This is a genomic window from Actinoplanes sp. CA-030573 (assembly GCF_050951115.1).
GTDB lineage: Bacteria > Actinomycetota > Actinomycetes > Mycobacteriales > Micromonosporaceae > Actinoplanes.
Window position 1 is genome coordinate 9,295,578 of record NZ_CP192038.1, and the last position, 16,459, is coordinate 9,312,036.

Annotated in this window: 14 protein-coding genes and 1 tRNA gene; 5 read left to right on the plus strand and 10 right to left on the minus strand. The window is 72.1% G+C overall.

Annotated elements, in window-relative coordinates; translation table 11 throughout:
- Positions 1-325: 325 nt before the first annotated feature.
- Together ACQP2F_RS43010 and ACQP2F_RS43015 are read left to right on the plus strand one after the other, a co-directional pair.
- On the plus strand, positions 326-1,477 hold the full coding sequence (locus ACQP2F_RS43010; RefSeq protein ID WP_433298276.1) for a hypothetical protein: 1,152 nt from the start codon (positions 326-328) through the stop codon (positions 1,475-1,477).
- Positions 1,474-3,915, plus strand: coding sequence for a bifunctional polysaccharide deacetylase/glycosyltransferase family 2 protein (locus tag ACQP2F_RS43015; protein WP_433298278.1), 2,442 nt, complete (start codon positions 1,474-1,476; stop codon positions 3,913-3,915). Before ACQP2F_RS43010 ends, ACQP2F_RS43015 begins: the two co-directional genes overlap by 4 nt.
- A 125-nt stretch (positions 3,916-4,040) precedes the next feature.
- Here the strand turns inward: ACQP2F_RS43015 and ACQP2F_RS43020 are convergent, their stop codons facing one another.
- Together ACQP2F_RS43020 and ACQP2F_RS43025 are read right to left on the minus strand one after the other, a co-directional pair.
- Positions 4,041-5,288, minus strand: coding sequence for a GAF domain-containing sensor histidine kinase (locus ACQP2F_RS43020; protein WP_433298280.1), 1,248 nt, complete (start codon positions 5,286-5,288; stop codon positions 4,041-4,043).
- Positions 5,289-5,359: 71 nt separating this feature from the next.
- Positions 5,360-5,908, minus strand: coding sequence for a carboxymuconolactone decarboxylase family protein (locus ACQP2F_RS43025; protein ID WP_433298282.1), 549 nt, complete (start codon positions 5,906-5,908; stop codon positions 5,360-5,362).
- Positions 5,909-5,975: 67 nt separating this feature from the next.
- On the opposite strand from ACQP2F_RS43025, the gene ACQP2F_RS43030 reads away from it, so the two are divergent.
- Both ACQP2F_RS43030 and ACQP2F_RS43035 read left to right on the plus strand, forming a co-directional pair.
- Positions 5,976-6,305: a winged helix-turn-helix transcriptional regulator gene (locus tag ACQP2F_RS43030; RefSeq protein ID WP_433298284.1), complete on the plus strand. Its 330-nt coding sequence runs from the start codon at positions 5,976-5,978 to the stop codon at positions 6,303-6,305.
- Positions 6,306-6,688: 383 nt separating this feature from the next.
- Positions 6,689-7,432 (plus strand): hypothetical protein, encoded by a 744-nt coding sequence (locus ACQP2F_RS43035; protein WP_433298286.1) that lies wholly within the window; start codon positions 6,689-6,691, stop codon positions 7,430-7,432.
- Between the two features lie 16 nt (positions 7,433-7,448).
- Here the strand turns inward: ACQP2F_RS43035 and ACQP2F_RS43040 are convergent, their stop codons facing one another.
- A complete protein-coding gene (locus ACQP2F_RS43040; protein WP_433298288.1) occupies positions 7,449-8,234 on the minus strand; it encodes an SDR family NAD(P)-dependent oxidoreductase in 786 nt (261 codons plus the stop codon).
- 38 nt (positions 8,235-8,272) lie between these two features.
- Positions 8,273-9,190, minus strand: a complete 918-nt coding sequence (locus tag ACQP2F_RS43045; RefSeq protein WP_433298290.1) for an aldo/keto reductase — start codon at positions 9,188-9,190, stop codon at positions 8,273-8,275.
- 133 nt (positions 9,191-9,323) lie between these two features.
- Between ACQP2F_RS43045 and ACQP2F_RS43050 the strand changes: the two genes are divergently transcribed.
- Positions 9,324-10,196, plus strand: a complete 873-nt coding sequence (locus ACQP2F_RS43050; RefSeq protein WP_433298292.1) for a hypothetical protein — start codon at positions 9,324-9,326, stop codon at positions 10,194-10,196.
- Positions 10,197-10,548: 352 nt separating this feature from the next.
- Here the strand turns inward: ACQP2F_RS43050 and ACQP2F_RS43055 are convergent.
- The 6 genes from ACQP2F_RS43055 to ACQP2F_RS43080 all read right to left on the minus strand — a co-directional run bounded on the left by ACQP2F_RS43055 (position 10,549) and on the right by ACQP2F_RS43080 (position 16,455).
- A tRNA-Ala gene (locus ACQP2F_RS43055) sits at positions 10,549-10,622 on the minus strand.
- Between the two features lie 80 nt (positions 10,623-10,702).
- On the minus strand, positions 10,703-11,479 hold the full coding sequence (gene sepX / locus ACQP2F_RS43060; RefSeq protein WP_433298294.1) for a divisome protein SepX/GlpR: 777 nt from the start codon (positions 11,477-11,479) through the stop codon (positions 10,703-10,705).
- Positions 11,480-11,624: 145 nt separating this feature from the next.
- Positions 11,625-12,257 carry a GNAT family N-acetyltransferase gene (locus tag ACQP2F_RS43065; RefSeq protein ID WP_433298296.1) on the minus strand — a complete coding sequence of 211 codons (633 nt, stop codon included), beginning with the start codon at positions 12,255-12,257 and terminating at the stop codon, positions 11,625-11,627.
- The gene (locus ACQP2F_RS43070) at positions 12,254-13,564 is read right to left on the minus strand and encodes a molybdopterin molybdotransferase MoeA (RefSeq protein ID WP_433298298.1); all 1,311 of its coding nucleotides are present in this window, start codon (positions 13,562-13,564) and stop codon (positions 12,254-12,256) included. Before ACQP2F_RS43070 ends, ACQP2F_RS43065 begins: the two co-directional genes overlap by 4 nt.
- Positions 13,561-14,475, minus strand: coding sequence for a UTP--glucose-1-phosphate uridylyltransferase (locus ACQP2F_RS43075; protein WP_433298300.1), 915 nt, complete (start codon positions 14,473-14,475; stop codon positions 13,561-13,563). Before ACQP2F_RS43075 ends, ACQP2F_RS43070 begins: the two co-directional genes overlap by 4 nt.
- Positions 14,476-14,523: 48 nt before the next feature.
- On the minus strand, positions 14,524-16,455 hold the full coding sequence (locus ACQP2F_RS43080) for a diguanylate cyclase (protein ID WP_433298302.1): 1,932 nt from the start codon (positions 16,453-16,455) through the stop codon (positions 14,524-14,526).
- Positions 16,456-16,459 lie beyond the last annotated feature (4 nt).

Consider the following 16,459-nt stretch of genomic DNA (forward strand, 5'->3'; position numbering starts at 1 on the left):
AATTTCGATCAAGGCTGCCTGCCACATCGGACATTTCGTCCTTATGCCTATAAGATAGATTAATCGGGTCGTGAAATGGTTTCGTGTAAAGCGGCGGTTTGGTGTCGCTTATGTGACAGCAAATTTCTTGGCTAATTGGCGTAACCTCCTTGTGCTCGCCATTGTGCCGCAGCTCAGCGCGATCAATTGTCTGACCGCGCACAGGGCCGCCCATCTGGTCAAACGCCCGGCCTCATCATTTCGGTTGATTTAGCGGTCGCGATCATCCGTCATCCCATGGAGTGAGTAGGCCCAAGATCGGCTTGGATGTTCTTAAGCTCGCCGCGTGACTTTGCAGGAGCCTGAAAACCCGCAATTCGACGGACCCGACATCCCCGACACCGAAGTGATCTCGGTGTCGGCGCCGGCGCCGGTGTTCGTGGACAGCACGGGCCGCCGGGGGCGGCTGCTGCGTCGCCTGGCGTACGCGTTCGGCGCGCTGGTCATGCTCTACGGCGGACTGATCAGCGTCAGCCTGGCCGGCGGCCCGGTGCGGTCCAGCGCCGTGCTGCCGCTACCGGGCCTCGACCAGCCGTCCGACGACAACGACAAAGCGCCGGCCAAGCCCAGCCCGACGCCGGCACCCACTCCGAGCCAGGCGGCGACGGCCCTGTTCGTCACCGAGGCCCTGCCGCGCCGCGGGAGCACCACCCGCGCCGCCGGCCCGCGGCTCGAGTCGACCCACGTGACCCCGAAGCCGGCCGCCACGACGCGGACGAGGACGACGGCCACGAGCCCGGCCGGGCCGAAGCCGAGCGCCACCACGACCAAGCCGACGGAGTCGACCACGACGACCCCGGCGACCACGCCGACCACGACGCCACCGACCACTCCCACGCCGACGACTCCGGCCGCTCCCGAGCCGCCGGCGGCCGGCACCGGCGGCACCGGTGGGGGAACCAGCGGCGGCACCGGCGGCAGCGCGGGAAGCGGAACGAGCACCGGCACGGGAACGGGCGGCCAGGGCGGCGGCTCGGGCACCCCGACCGGCGGGAGCAACGCGGCCGCCGGCGGCAGCAACAGCGGCGGCGGCAACACAAGCAGCGGTAGCAGCGGCGGCGGCAACACAAGCAGCGGTAGCAGCGGCGGCGGCAACACAAGCAGCGGTAGCAGCGGCGGCGGCAACACAAGCGGCGGCAGCAGCAATAGCAGCAGCGGCGGCGGCAACACAAGCGGCGGCAGCAGCAACAGCAGCCGCGGCAACACAAGCGGCAGCAGCAGCGGCAGCGGTGGGGGCGGCGGCAGCGCCAGCGGCACCGGCGCCGGGAGCGGCACCGGCAGCGGGAGCGGCGGAAGCAGCACCGGCGGCGGGAGCAGCGGAAGCAGCGGGAGCGGAAGCAGCAACACCAGCGACAAGACCGACGCCATCAGCAAGACCACCGAGCCCACCACCACCCCCACCGCGGCCGGCATCCCGGCGTCCGAGGCGGCGGCGTGAGCACCGGCCGCCCCCGCGGCAAGGTACGCCGCCGCCTGCTACCCAAGCCGCGCGTCATCCTCGGCACCCTGCTGATCGGACTGTTCGTAGGCGTGCTCGTCGTGCAGGCCTACGTGAACTCCGAGTTCACCAGCGACCACGTCGACTCCGAGGTCGGCGACCAGGACGGCGTCCCGGTGGCGATCCGCGGCGGCGGCCCGGTCATCAACACCACCGGCGGCCAGGAGAGCAGCAGCCGGATGCCGGACCGGACCATCGCGCTCACCTTCGACGACGGTCCCGATCCGAAGTGGACTCCCAAGGTTCTCGACGTGCTCCGCGAGAACGGCGCGCACGGCACCTTCTTCGTGGTCGGCTCCGAGGTGGCCCGGCATCCGGCGCTCACCAAGCGGATCACCGACGACGGCAACGAGCTGGGCCTGCACACGTTCACGCACCCCAACCTGCAGCGGATCGCGCCGTGGCGGCGGACGCTCGAGCTGTCGCAGACGCAGAACGTCATCGCCAAGGCCACCGGCGTGCGCACCAACCTGGCCCGCTTCCCGTACTCGTCGAAGGCGAACGCGATCGACGACACGAACTGGCAGCTGGTCAAGGAGGCCGGCAAGCAGGGCTACCTGGTCGTGGTCAACGACATGGACAGCGAGGACTGGCAGCGGCCCGGCGTCGACCAGATCATCCGCAACGCCACCCCGCCCGGCGACACCCCGGCCGTCATCCTGTTCCACGACGCCGGCGGCGACCGGTCGCAGACCGTGCAGGCGCTGAACAAGTTCATCCCGCTGATGAAGGCGCGCGGCTACCGCTTCACCACGGTCACCGAGGGGCTCAACCAGCGCATCGCGGCGCAGAACAAGGTCAAGGGCGCCAAGCAGGTTCCTCTGCTGCCCGAGAACCCGGCGGCGCGCAAGGCGGACGCCTGGCGAGGCAAGGCGGTGATCGACACCGTACGCGTGACCGATTGGCTCGTCTGGGCGGTGGCGGCGCTGTTCCTGATCGTCGGGCTGCTGACCGTCGGGCGTACCGGCCTCTTGCTGTTGCTCGCCACCCGGCACGCCCGGCAGCGCCGCAAGCCCGGCTGGAGCTGGGGTGGGCCGGTGACCCAGCCGGTCTCCGTCATCGTGCCCGCCTACAACGAGAAGGAGGGCATCGAGGCGGCGGTCCGGTCGCTGGCCGGCGGCGACTACCCGGCGATCGAGGTGGTGGTCGTCGACGACGGCTCGACCGACGGGACGGCCGCGATCGTCGAGCGGATGGCGCTTCCCAACGTACGCGTGGTGCGGGTACCCAACGGCGGTAAGGCGAACGCCCTCAACACCGGCATCGCCCTGGCCCGTCACGACCTCATCGTCACGGTCGACGGTGACACGATCTTCGAGGCCGACTCGATCCGGATGCTGGTCCAGCCGTTCGCCGACCCGTCCGTCGGCGCAGTCGCGGGCAACGTCAAGGTCGGCAACCGGGAGAAGATGGTCGCCGCCTGGCAGCACATCGAGTACGTGATCGGCTTCAACCTCGACCGTCGCCTCTACGAGGTGCTCAACTGCATGCCGACCGTGCCCGGCGCGATCGGCGCGTTCCGCCGCGAGGCGCTCGCCCAGGTCGGCGGCGTCAGCGACGAGACGCTGGCCGAGGACACCGACGTCACCATGGCGCTGTGCCGGGCCGGCTGGCGCGTGGTCTACGAGGAGCGGGCCAAGGCCTGGACCGAGGCGCCGACCACCCTCGAGCAGCTCTACCGGCAGCGCTACCGCTGGAGCTACGGCACCATGCAGGCGATGTGGAAGCACCGCCGGGCGCTGTTCGACCACGGCCCGTCGGGGCGCTTCGGCCGCGTCGGCCTGCCGTTCCTGGCGCTGTTCGGGGTGGCGCTGCCGATGCTCGCGCCGGTCGTCGACATCATGCTCGTCTACGGCCTGGTCTTCTGGGAGCTCCAGGAGACGCTGGTCGCCTGGCTCGGCATGCTGGCGCTGCAGCTGTTCACGGCCGCGGTGGCGTTCCGGTTCGACCGTGAGTCGCTGCGCCCGCTGTGGCGGCTTCCGTTGCAGCAGTTCGCCTACCGGCAGCTGATGTACCTGGTGCTGATGCAGTCGGCGACGACCGCCCTGACCGGCGGCCGGCTGCGCTGGCACAAGCTGCACCGGGCCGGCCTGACCCCGCGCGCGGAGCTGCCGCCGCTGCCGGACCTGCCCCAGCAGTCGGTCGCACCGGCCGTCGACACCTGGCCGAGCACGCTCGGCCTGCCGCGGACCGGCTCCGGCCATCCCGCCTCCGGGCGTGCCGTGGCCCGGCCCCCGGTGGTGCCGGTGCAGACCCAGTCCGGCGCTGACCGGACCTATTCCGGAGCCGACCGGGCCTATCCCGGGCTCGGCCCCGAGGACCTACCGTCAGCCGGCTCGCCCCCGGGTGGCGGCTCCGGCCCGGTCTACACCGGGTGAGCGTCGGCCCGCACCCGCCCGAACTGCAGCCGGTCGGGTGCGGGCCGTCCGCGACGAAACCAAAGACGAGAACTAGCGCGACGAATCAAAGACGAGAACCAGCGCGACGGAACCAAAGACGGGAACTAGGCGGCGGTCAGCAGCTCGGCGATCCGATCGGCCGGCGTGGCCTGCGCGAACGGGAAGACCACGTGCAGCGAGGTGCCGTCGCCGGGACGGTCGGAGAGCGCCACGGTCGCGTGGTGCGCGTCCAGGATCTTCTTGGCCACGGCCAGCCCGCGATCCGGGCCGGGGACGTCCGACGGGTTCGCGATGGCGCCGTAGTACAGATGCGGGAACAAATCCGGGCGCATGCCGTCGGGCAGGTCCATGTCATCCAGGCGCACCGTCGGCCCGGACTCGATCTCGGTGCCCACCCGCACCCGTCCGCCGGCCGGGGTGTACTTCACCGCGGCGAACAGGAGATGGGTGAGGACCTGCTCCAGGCGTACCGGATCGGCAATGATCGGCAAAGCCGGACCACCCGCCTGGTTGAGGATCCAGATCTGCTTGCTCGCGGCGATCGGCCGCACCGCCTCCACCGCCCGCTGGGTCACCCGGGTCAGGTCGATCTGCCGCATGTGCAGGCTCTCGCTGCCGAAACCGGCGTCGGCCATCGAGGTCAGATGCGCCAGCAGATCGAGGAAGCCGCGAATGTGCCCGGCCGTCGCCCGGCCCACCAGCTCGGCCATCTCGGCGTCGTGAAAACCGGTGTTTCCGAGCTTTTCCAGGTACGCCGAGATCAGCCGCAGTGGCGCCCGCAGCTCCCCGCCCACGAGCCCGGCCAGATCGTCCTTGCGCCGCTCCAGCTCCTGCAGCCGGGCCGTGGTGTTGGCCAGCGCGATCGCGTGCCGGCGCAGCTCCATCTGCGAGGTGACCTGCCGGGCCAGCGCCCGCAACGCCTGCAGCTGCTCGACGTCGAGCTGCCGCGGCGTGTTGTCGATGACGCAGAGCGTGCCGAGCGCGTGCCCCTCGGTGGTGACGAGCGGCGCTCCGGCGTAGAACCGGATGCCGCCGTCCACTTCCACCGACGGGTTGTCGGCGAACCGCGGGTCCTGGGTGGCGTCCGGCACCACCAGCAGGTCGCGGCCGAGGATCGCGTGGGCGCAGAAGGACAGGTCGCGCGAGGTCTCGGTGAGGTCGGTGCCGACCCGCGCCTTGAACCACTGCCGGTCGGTGTCGACCAGGGTGACCAGCGACATCGGGGTGCCGCACACGTTCGACGCGAGCGCCACGATGTCGTCGAAGTCCTGCTCGGGCTCGCTGTCGAGGATATTGAGCGCGTACAGGGCGGCGAGGCGGTCGGTTTCGTTGTCGGGCGTGGGTGCTTGCATGGTGACCTCCGAAGGCTCGCTCCAGAGATACCACCCAAAAGTAGCGTTTCTCGCGAAACGAAAGGTCTGACTCAGAACCGGGGCGCCCGCGGCTCGAGGGGCAGCCGCGCGGCGCGGGCGGCGAAGCTGATCGCGTGGTACCAGCCGCACAGCAGGAGCAGATCGATCAGTTGCCGCTCGTCGAAGGCGGCCGCCAGCCGCGACCACAGGTCGTCGGCGATGTCGTTGTCATCGTGCAGCGCATCGACGGCCAGCAGGAGGAGACGCTCGCGCTCGACGGTCCAGCACGGGTCGGAGGCTCCACCATGGACGGTGGAGGCGATCTGCTCGGCGGTGAGGCCGACCCGGTCGCCGAAGGTCAGGACGTGCACACCCCACTCGTACTCACAACCGCAGCGTGCGCAGGTGCGGTCGATGACGATCTCCCGCTCGCGCATGCTCAGCGTCAGGTCACGGCCCAGCTCGTAGCGTCCCCAGCCGTGCATGGCCCGGGTCATCGGCAGGTTCCGCGCGAACATCCGGAACAGCCCGATCGGCGGTGCGCCCGGCGGCATCATGCTCTTCAGCTGGGCGGCGACCTCTTTCCCGTACGGCGGGCGCAGCGCACCGATGCGCGACATCCGGCCACCTCCGTTTCGTTTTCCGAAACGATGCTAGTGTTTCGGAAAAAGAAACACAAGGAGTGGCATGACGACACCTCGCCCCGGCAAGCCCGTTCGCGGCTCGGCCACCGGCCGTCCGATCATGGCGGCGATGGATCTGCTCGGGCGCCGATGGGCGCTGCGGGTCATCTGGGAGTTGCGCGACGGGCCGGTCGGGGCGCGCGCGTTGCTCGCCCGGTGCGAGGGGCTGTCGTCGAGCGTGCTCTATGAGCGGCTCGGCGAGCTCACCTCGACCGGACTGGCGACCGCCACCGACACCGGCTACCAGCTCACGCCGCTGGGTGCGCAGCTCGGTCGCGCGCTGGCCCCGCTCGACGCGTGGGCGAACGAGTGGGCGGCAACCATCCGCGATTGACATCCGCTCAAGAGGTTGGCCCGCTCCCGCCGGGATCTGCTGGCCGTATCCAGGGGGCGAACGCTGAGTGCACCGCGCGAGTCGAGGCGCTTCGACGGGTCGCGGTGTGATAGTTGCTCTCCGCACATAGCGAACGATGCATGTTTGAGGTGTGATTCGGGGTATCTGCGGCCTTTAAGGAAGTTAAGAAAGCGCGCGACGGCACGGGGAGCGACGACCTGGATGCGCGCGGCTACCGGTCCAAACCGGCGTTGCGCTGGGTAATGTCATCCCATCGTCTAGTTTCTCTTGACGATCATCCGAGTCTCTGATCGGACGCTCGACCTTGGTGGGATCTGGGGCCACTCTGTGATCGCCCCCACACCATCGTGCAAGGACGCCCGATGTCTTACGCGAATCCTCCCCAAGACTACGAGCCGCCCTCCGATCGCTGGCCGCCGGCCGGCGAGCCCGGCCCGCGGCACTCACGACCTCAGCAACAGCAGCAACAGCAACCGCCCGCGCCGCCGTGGCGGGCCGAACCCGGCTACGGGACCGGCTCGCTGCCGGGCCGGGCGGGATATGAGCCGGTGCCTCAGCAGCGCGCGGGCGCGGGCTGGGACTCCGACACCGGGTGGTCCCGCGCACTGCCGCAGACGGATCGCACCGGATGGCAGCCGGCGGTGCCGCTGCCGACCGGTGGCGGACTCGAGCCGGCGGGGCGTGACCAGCTGCCCGTGCGGCACCTCCCGGGCGGCGGCGAGGCGCCACCGCCACCGCCCGTGCCGCAGCGGTCCGGCGGCGCCGGCAAGTGGGTGCTGCTCGCGGCCGTCGTCCTGCTCGTCGGCGGGCTCGGCTACTACTTCTTCATGCCCTCGTCGGGCAGCGGCTTCGACGTGCAGGTGACCAAGTGCGCGGCGGCGGGCAGCATGGCCACCGTCGGGCTCGAGGTGCACAACCGCGGGTCCAGCACGCAGACCGCGACCGTCAACGTCGAGTACCGCGACGCCGCGGGCAAGCGGCTGGACGTCGGCACGGTGACCGTCCGGGACATCGGCGGCGGCGACACGACCCGCACCGAGGAGAGCACGATCCTCGACGTCGACGACGGCACCAAGCTGACCTGCCTGGTCACCGCCGTCGGCTGATGATCCGGCGAACCGGTTACCAGGCGGTCCAGCCGCCGTCGACGACCACGTTGGAGCCGGTGACGTAGCTGGACCGCGGCGAGGCCAGATAGAGAAGCGACGTGGCGATCTCGGCCGGATCACCCACCCGGCCGAGGGGCGTCTGCTGGCCGAGGCGGGCGATCAGCGCCGGGTCACCGCCGTCGCCCGGGAACGGCCCGGGCGTCACACAGTTCACCCGTACGCCCGAGGGGCCCAGCTCCACCGCGGCGTACCGGGTCAACTGCACCAGGGCCGCCTTGACCGCGCCGTAGTAGGGCGGGTTGCCGGCCTCGGGCGAGTCGTACAGGTGCGGCTTGGGGCTGACCAGGCCGTACATGGAAGCCACCGTGATCACCGAGGGTGACCCGTCGGCGGCCGCCGCCACGAGCAGGTCGCGAGTCGCGCCGAGCAACCGCTGGAAGGCGGCCAGCGCCAGGTCGGCCGCCTCCAGGTAGTCGGCCGGTGTCGCCGTACGCAAGGAGCCCCCGCGCCCCACATGTGCGTTGTGCACGAGGACGTCGACCCGCCCGCCGGCCTCGCGCAAGGCGGAACCGAGCGCCTCGACGTCTTCGTCGACCGTGACGTCGCATCGGAAGGGCCGGCAGTCGAGGGGGGACAGCTTCCCGGCCAGCTCGTCGAGCCGGCCCTGGTCGCGGCCCACCAGCCAGGTCGTCGCGCCCGCCCCGGCCAGCGCCTCGGCCATGGTCCGGCCGAGCCGCCCGGTCGCGCCGGTCAGCACCGCCACCCGGCCGCGCAGGCCGAAGAGATCGTCAGGGGTCATCTCAGCACCGCCACCCGGCCCGCAGGCCCAAGAGATCGTCATCGTGCCGGCCACCGGCTCGGGTCGAGCAGCTCCACCGGCATCTCGGGCAGCGCCGCCACCGTCCGCTCCCGCTCGGCCACGGTCAGCGGCTCGCGGCCGATCAGCTCGGCGTTGCGGCGTAGCTGCTCCTCGGTCTCGGCGCCGACCACGAGCGAGGTGACCCACGGCAGCGACAGCAGGTAGGCGAGGCAGAGGTCGGCGCGGTCGGCCCGGCCCAGCTCGGCGGCGAGCCGATCGAGGGTGGCCACCACCGCGTCCCGGCGATCATCGGAGAGGTGCGGCCAGCGCACGCCGGTTCCGGCGGCGAGCAGACCTTGGAGGTACGCGCTGCGCACCGTCACCACCAGGTCGGGGCGGGCGGCGAGCGCGTCCGTCAGGTCGCCGGCCAGCCAGCGCCGGTCGAGGATGTTGCAGGGCAGCTGGACGTACCCGAGATCGGGCAGCGTCAGCACCCGGCGCAGCTCGTCGGGGGACTGCACCGAGACGCCGACCCGGTCGGCCTCGCCCGTCACCAGGCAGCCGCGCAGGTCGGCCCAGCCGGCGTCGGCGTCGGCCGCGCGGTGCAGCAGGATCGTCAGCGGCCCGGTCACGCCGAGGGCGGCCCGGCTGGCGGCGATGCTCGCCCGGACGTCGCCGCCGGGCGCCACCTTCGTGATGACGGCCAGGCCGAGGTCGCCGAGGGCGGCTCCGATGCGGTGCTCGCTGTCCCCGTAGGCGCGGGCGGTGTCGAGGTGGGTGACTCCGAGATCGCGGGCCGCGGTCAGCATGCGGACGGTGGCGTCATCGTCCGGCATGCCGGTGCGGTTCGCTATCCCGTACGCCCCGCCGAGCTGTGCCGTGCCGAGGACCAGGGCCGATTGGCGATAGTCGCCCCGGGCCCGGACCGGCACGACCGGCGTCGCGTGGTCCTTCATTGAAGCGTGCCCTTCCGTCGCCGGTAGAATTGCGGCCGAGCTGCCGGTTTATGCCGCGATGCTATGCTCCGCCGCGCCGCTGCGGGTCGCCGGGTCGCCGAGTCGCCCACCATCGCCACGTCTGGATGAGGGTATGCACCACGCCAACTACTACTACGGCCACGCGCACGTGCTCGCCCACTACGCCCGGCTGGCCGAGCCGCTGCACCCGCCGCGCATGCAGGGCTACCTCCAGCACGGGTGGAACATCGGCGACGGTCTCGCCCCCGGCGTCCCGTTCGTCGAGGGCAGCAAGCTGTTCGTCTGGTCCGAGGAGGTGCGGCGGCGGGCGTGGTCGCAGGGGCGGCGCAATGTCATCGCCGTCGGCTCCCCGTTCGCGTACCTGATGGCGATGCAGGAGACCCCGGCCGCCGAGAGCGAGCGCGAGGGCACGATCTTCTACCCCTTCCACGGCTGGGAGGGGCAGGAGGTGATGGGCGACCACCAGCGGTTGATCGACGAGCTCAAGGCGCACGAGACCGGCCCGATCACGACGTGCCTCTACTGGAACGAGTTCCGGGTACGCAAGATCCGCCGGCTCTACGAGAAGGCCGGCTTCCGGGTCATCTGCCACGGCTACCGCGGCTTCTGGTGGCGCGACCACGACCGCGAGTTCCTGGTCCGCCAGCTGGGCGAGCTGCGGCGGCACAAGCGCGTCGTCTCCAACCGCCTGTGCAGCGCGATCTGGTACGGCCTGCTGGCCGGGTGCCAGAGCGCGGTCTACGGCGACCCGATGGTCCTCGAGGACGGCGACATGACGTTCGGCGGCGAGCCGCGCCTGCACCGGCAGTGGCCCGAGGTCTACGGCTACGACCCCGACCCGGCGGTGGCCCGCGAGATCGCCACGGTCCAGCTCGGCGCCGACATCCTGTGCACGCCCGAGGAGCTGCGCGTCCACCTGGGCTGGCCGACCGCCACCGAGCCGCTCGCCCCTTGGCCGCCCCAGCCCGCGTCACTCCGAGCCTGAGCCTCCCCGCCAACCGCAACCGTCCCACCGCGCGGGGTCGGCGGCTCGGGGGGTCGGTGGCTCGGACGTCTCACACCGCCAACCGCAACCGTCACGCCCCGCGAGGGTCGGCGGCTCGGACGTCTCACACCCGCCAACCGCAACCGTCACACCGCGCGGGGATTCGGGGGCCTCAGACGTCTCACACCGCCAGGCGCAACCGTCACACCCCGCGAGGGTCAGCGGCTCGGACGTCTCACACCGCCAAGCGCAACCGTCACACCGTGGGGGGTTCGGGGGGCTCGGCCCCCCGGCAGACATGACGAGGGGCCCCGGTCCGCGCTTTCCGCGGACACAGAGCCCCAGCCACTCGTGGAGCTGAGGGGATTTGAACCCCTGACCCCCTCGATGCGAACGAGGTGCGCTACCAGTCTGCGCCACAGCCCCTTACAGCCGCGGGAACGCTGTTCCCGTGGACCGCAGCAAGGCTAACAGGTTGCCCGCCCGGCTTGCGAACCGGCCCCCACTCACGCCGTGTGGTGCCGGCCGCCCGCTTCATAGGCGCGCCCCCGCAAGCCGCCGGCCCGCCGATAGGAGACCGACGCCGCGGGCAGCTCGGACGGGTCCCGGTCCAGCCCCATGGCCGCCCGCCGCACGGCTTCCCGCTGCGCCGCCAGCCGCCGCTGGGTCTCGCGCCGCGCCGCCGCCCGCCGTGCCTGCTCGCGGCGGACCTCGGCCTGGCGCGCGGCCAGCCACGCGGCCTCGCGCGCCTCGATCCGGCGGCGCCGGCGGTCGGCCAGCGCGCGGTTGCGCAGGTGCACCAGGTAGAGGCCGAGCAGCGACCCGGTGACCGCGAACCCGATCCAGAAGCCGGGGCCGACGGTCAGCACACCGACCAGCTCGATGACGTTGAGCAGCAGCAACGCCGCGAAGACCCGGCGCCGGCGGATGACCGCGGGTGTGTGCCTCTGCTGCGGGACGCGGCGGACCGGGCGCCTGCCGTTCGTCACCAGCCGGAGCCGGCGCTGCGGCGCCTTCGGCGACGAGGAAGACGCGGAAGACGAGGACGACGAGGACGACGAGGACGACGGGGCGGGGACCGTAACCGTCACGGCCCGGCCGGGGTTGATCGGTCGGCGTCCGGGCACGGTGCGGCGACGGCGGCGGCGCTGCAGCACCCGCGCCGTCGACGACGCCCGCTCCGCGGCCAGGCGCTCGGTGGCGTCGTACCGGCGCACGAGCGCCGGTGCGAGGGCGAGCAGTCCGGCCGCGGCGAGGACGGCGAGGAGCACCGAGGTCGGCACCCTCACCCCTCCCGTCAGCTAACGGGCGGTCCGCATTACCCATTGACAAGGCGGACCGCAAGACCCAATCTCCCCGAGGCTACGGGCGCGAGCTGCGGAAATGCGCGCGCCGCGCCGGGCGCGTCACGCAGCGAAGATCATTGAATCAGGCGCGTACGCGTCGCCAGCGGGCCAGCAGACCGCCCTCGGCGGCCACCTCCTCGCTGGTCAGGGCATATCCAAGATGATCGCGCCAGCCGCCGTCGATGTGCATGTAGCGCTGGTGGTAGGCCTCCTCGCGGAAGCCGAGCTTCTCCACGACGCGGCGGGACGGCCCGTTCTCGGGGCGGATGTTGACCTCGATGCGGTGCAGGCCACCGGGGCCGAAGGCGTGGTCGACGGCGAGCGCGAGCGCGGTGGGGATCACACCACGGCCGGCTACCCGGGAGTCGACCCAGTAACCCGCGTACGCCGAGCTGAACGCCCGCCGCACGATGTTGCCGAGGTTGATGTGCCCGACCAGGCGCTCGTCGCCGTCCTCGCGCAGGCAGACGGCGAACGGCATGCTGTCGCCGCGCCGGGCCGAACGCTTCATGTCGGCGTAGACGTAGCCGAAGGCCCGGGTCGAGTTCATCTCGGACCATGGGCCGGGCGGCGAGGACTCCCAGGGCGCGAGCCAGCGCTGGTTGGCGATCCGTACCTCGGACCAGGCCCGGGCGTCACTGCGCTTGTAGGGGCGCAGCACGACGGGGCCGTCCGCCAGGACGGCAGGCCATCCGGGCGTGGACCCCAGCATCATCGCCTCCGGTCGAGGAGCAACACATCCACGGTCGAGCCGGCGGCCGCCGTGGTGACCCGCTCGCCGAGCACCAGCAACCCGTTGGCCTCGGCCAGGCCGGAGAGAGTGTACGGCCCCCCGGCCAGCGGCTGCACCGTGTGCCCGCCACCGCGCCGCTCGGCGACGTGGGCGGGGCGGAACTCGCGCAGGCCACCGGGGGACGAGACGGTCTCCAGCAGATGCGCCTTGACGCTGCGGCGGAAGACCGGCTCGGCCCCGGCCAGCAGCTGGATGACCGGGCGGGCCAGCACCTCAAAGCCGATCAGCGCGGCGCCGGGCTCGCCGGGCAGGCAGACCACCGGCACCTCCTCGCCGCCGACGGTGCCGAAGCCGAGGGTGGCGCCGGGGCAGAGGGCGACGTCGGTGAACTCGACCACGCCGCGCCCGGGGTCGCGGCGGGACAGCACCCGGCGGAGCATGTCGCCGGGCCCGGTGCCGGTGCCGCCGGTCGTGATGATCAGGTCGGCCCGCAGGGTCTGGTCCTCGAGCAGGCCGCGCAGGCCCTCCGGGTCGTCGTCGCAGATGCCGATCCGGTACGCGAGCGCGCCGGCCTCGACCGCGGCGGCCGTCAACGCGTGCGAGTTCGCGTCGACGACCTGGCCGGGCTGACTGGGCCGGCCGACGTCGACGAGCTCGTCCCCGGTCGCCACGACGACGACGCGGGGGCTGGGCCGGACGACGACGTGGCCGATGCCGGAGGCGGCGAAGGTGGCCACCATCGCGGGCGTCACGTAGGTGCCGGCCGAGGCGAGCACCTGGCCGACGGCGAGCTCCTCGCCCGTACGCCGGACTCCTGATCCTCGTTTCGGCGCGTGCAGGATCTCGACCGCCGCCATGCCCTGGTCGGTCCAGTGCACCGGGACCACGACGTCGGCGCCGATCGGCAGAGGCGCGCCGGCCGCCACCGAGAAGCACGTGCCCGGCGTGAGCCGCACCGGCCGCCAGCTGGCCGCGCCGAGGTCGCCGACCACGTTGAGCCGGACCGGCCGCGGCCCTCCTTCGAACTTGCCGAAGGAGGGGTGCGAGCCGACCCGGCCGGCCGACGACAGGTCCTCCCACCGGGCCGCGTATCCGTCGATCGCGGCCTGGTCGAAGGCGGGGTACGGATGCGGGGCGAGCACGTCGCCCGCGAGCACGTTGCCGTGCGCCTGGGTCAGGTCGAGGTCGAGCGGAGGCAGCGGCCGCAACCTGCGCAGCACGCTGCCCAGGTACTCGGCGAGAGGCATCAGCTCGTTGGCGGCCGCCTCGGCATCGGCCGTTGCGGTCATCCCTTCGCACCGCCGGCGACGAACTCCTCGAGCCAGCCGCGGAACTCGCTGCCGATGTCGGCACGCTTGCTGGCCAGCATCACCACCGCTTGAAGGTATCCCAGCGGCATGCCGGTGTCGTAACGGAAGCCGCGGTAGACGATGCCGTGCACCGGCACGCCGTCGGCCAGCAGCTGGGCCATCGCGTCGGTCAGCTGGATCTCGCCACCGCTGCCGGGCTTGGTGCTCTCGATCGCGTCGAAGATCGAGGCGGGCAGGATGTAGCGGCCGAGGACGGCCAGGTTGCTCGGCGCCTCCTCCGGGGACGGCTTCTCGACCAGGCCGGTCACCTGCACGACGTCCTCGCCGAGGTCGGACGGCGCGACGGACGCGATGCCGTAGCGGGAGGTCTCCTCCGGCTTGACCTCCATGAAGGCGAGCACGATCCCGCCCGTACGGGCCTGGAGGTCGAGCATCGCCGGCAGCAGCGGCTTGTCCTCCTCGACGAACTCGTCGCCGAGCAGCACCGCGAACGGGTTGTCGCCGACGTGCGAGGCGGCGGTGCCGACCGCGTGCCCGAGACCGAGCGGCTCGCCCTGGCGGCAGGTGTAGATGTCGGCGAGCTCGCTGGTGCGGCGCACCGCGGCGAGTCGCTCCTGGTCACCCTTTTCCTCCAGCCGCTGCTCGACGTCGGGACGGCGGTCGAAGTGATCCACCATGGAGGTCTTTCCCCGCCCGGTCACCAGCAACACGTCGGTGATGCCGGCGGCCGCGGCCTCCTCCACGATGTACTGCAGGACGGGCCGGTCGACGACCGGCAGAAGCTCCTTCGGCACCGCCTTGGTGGCCGGCAGGAACCGGGTGGCCAGACCGGCCGCGGGAATGACGGCCTTGACCGCCCGGCGGCCGGTCGCATGCGCGTTCGAGGTCATCGAGGTCACCGCACCTTCGCTCAGATCGTGCCCGGATATTCCGCGAGACTATCGGCCGCGTGCTTGGCGCGGCGGCTGCGGCCCACCGGTCGGAGTGCCATTGGGATCAAAATTCATCGGAGGTACGTCTGGGGCCGGCTCGGCCAGACGGTAGGTGTCCCGCCCGGCGTTCTTGGCCGCGTACAGAGCGTCGTCGGCCGCCCGCAGCACCTCCTGGGCGTCGGCGCCGTGCTCGGGAAAGACCGCCACCCCGATCGAGACCGTGATCGGGACCGCGCCGCGGCTCTCGATCGGCACCGCCCGGTCGCGGACGGCCGCGCCGAGCCGCTCGGCCACGATCGCCCCGCCGAAGGCGTCGGTCTCCGGCAGCAGCACCACGAACTCCTCCCCGCCCTGACGAAACGCCACGTCCACCTCGCGCAGCCCGACCCGGATCCGCCGGGCGAACTCGCCCAGCACCGTGTCGCCGGCCGCGTGCCCGTACGTGTCGTTGACCTCCTTGAAGTGGTCGAGGTCGAGCACCAGCACCGCCAGCATGCGGCCGAACCGGCTGGCCCGCTCCACCTCCCGGCGCAACGACTCCCGGAGGTAACGGTAATTCCAGAGGCCGGTGAGCGGGTCGGTGAGCGACAACCGCTGGGCCTCCTCGTGCGCCCGCACGTTGTGCACGGCCACCCCGGCCTGGCCCGCGAACGTGCGCAGCGTGTGCAGGTCGGCGTCGTCGAAGTCGTCCCCGCCGACCCGGTCGTAGAGGGCGAGCACGCCGAGCGTGGCCGGCGCCGGCTCGCCCGGCAGCAGCAGCGGGTCCTCGACGATCGGCGCCCGGATCGGCACCGCGAGATAGGTGCGGCACGGCGGTTCCTGGGTGGCGACCAGGCCGTGCCCCCGGCGGGGCTCGCCGCCGGCCGCGACCCCGCCGAGCACGCCCGTGCCGACCTCGAGGCGCATGGTCGCCAGCTCGGCCTCGGGCACGTCCCAGGCGCCGGTGAGCCCGACGGCGCAGCGGGCGACCAGGTGGGTGCCGGCCGGGTCGAGCAGCAGCACGAGACCGGCCCGGGCGCCGGTCGCGGCCAGCGCGGTCCGCAGGATGACCTGAAGGATCCGGTCCACGTCGTGGGTGCTGGACAGTGTCTCGCCGAGGATGGCGAGATGACCGCGGAGCTGGTCGCGCGAGGCGGTGAGGGCCTGCACGTACGCCTGGAGCTCGCGCGTCATGCGATTGAAGGTGGCCGCCAGCCGGCCGAGCTCGTCGGGGCGCACGATCGGCACGCGGGTGTCCAGGTCGCCGCCGGCCACCCGGTCGGCCGCCCAGGCCAGGTCGCCGAGCGGGCGGGTGGTCGTGTTCGCGAGCCACCGGGCGACCACGACGCCGGCCAGGCCCGCCGCCAGCACGACGGCGAGCAGAACGCCGTACAGGAACGTGGGTTTGCTCTGCGGAACGGTGAGCGTGAGCGGCACCGGCTGGCCCGGCTCCGCGCTGAGCTCGCGGCTCCCCGAGCGCGGATGGACGCCCGGGGTGATGCGCGCGCCGCTGGTGGCCGCGAGCCGGTTGAGGAAGGCGTCGTCGATGGCCTGGGCGGCGGTGACCGAGATCGATCCGGAGCGGGCGGTGGCGGCGATCGCGATGGCGGTACCACCGGTCGGGGCCGCGCAATCCTGCCAGCCGGGATCCGCCTTGCCCTGTGATCCGGCCGAGTCCGCTATTCGGACGTCGCTGGCCAGGCCTCGCGCGACCAGCTGGTTGCCGACGGCGGAGCGACTTTCCCCGGGCACGACGGCGACCGAGTCGGCGACGGCCTGCAACTGACGGCAGATCGCCCCGATGCCCGTGCGGACCGTGGTCGCGGCATGATCGAGTCGTTCCGCCGTCCGGTCCCGGCTCACCGTGGAGACGGTCATGGCGACGAAGATGCACCCGAGCAAGACCGGACCGAACACGACCACCAGGAACGCGGTGGTGAGCCGGCCACGTAGCGTCACGCAT

Coding starts and splice junctions, on each gene's coding strand:
- ACQP2F_RS43020 (WP_433298280.1), bottom strand. CDS start 5,288: ATGCAAGCACCCACGCCCGACAACGAAACCGACCGCCTCGCCGCCCTG.
- ACQP2F_RS43025 (WP_433298282.1), bottom strand. CDS start 5,908: ATGTCGCGCATCGGTGCGCTGCGCCCGCCGTACGGGAAAGAGGTCGCC.
- ACQP2F_RS43030 (WP_433298284.1), top strand. CDS start 5,976: ATGACGACACCTCGCCCCGGCAAGCCCGTTCGCGGCTCGGCCACCGGC.
- ACQP2F_RS43035 (WP_433298286.1), top strand. CDS start 6,689: ATGTCTTACGCGAATCCTCCCCAAGACTACGAGCCGCCCTCCGATCGC.
- ACQP2F_RS43040 (WP_433298288.1), bottom strand. CDS start 8,234: ATGACCCCTGACGATCTCTTCGGCCTGCGCGGCCGGGTGGCGGTGCTG.
- ACQP2F_RS43045 (WP_433298290.1), bottom strand. CDS start 9,190: ATGAAGGACCACGCGACGCCGGTCGTGCCGGTCCGGGCCCGGGGCGAC.
- ACQP2F_RS43050 (WP_433298292.1), top strand. CDS start 9,324: ATGCACCACGCCAACTACTACTACGGCCACGCGCACGTGCTCGCCCAC.
- ACQP2F_RS43065 (WP_433298296.1), bottom strand. CDS start 12,257: ATGATGCTGGGGTCCACGCCCGGATGGCCTGCCGTCCTGGCGGACGGC.
- ACQP2F_RS43070 (WP_433298298.1), bottom strand. CDS start 13,564: ATGACCGCAACGGCCGATGCCGAGGCGGCCGCCAACGAGCTGATGCCT.
- ACQP2F_RS43075 (WP_433298300.1), bottom strand. CDS start 14,475: ATGACCTCGAACGCGCATGCGACCGGCCGCCGGGCGGTCAAGGCCGTC.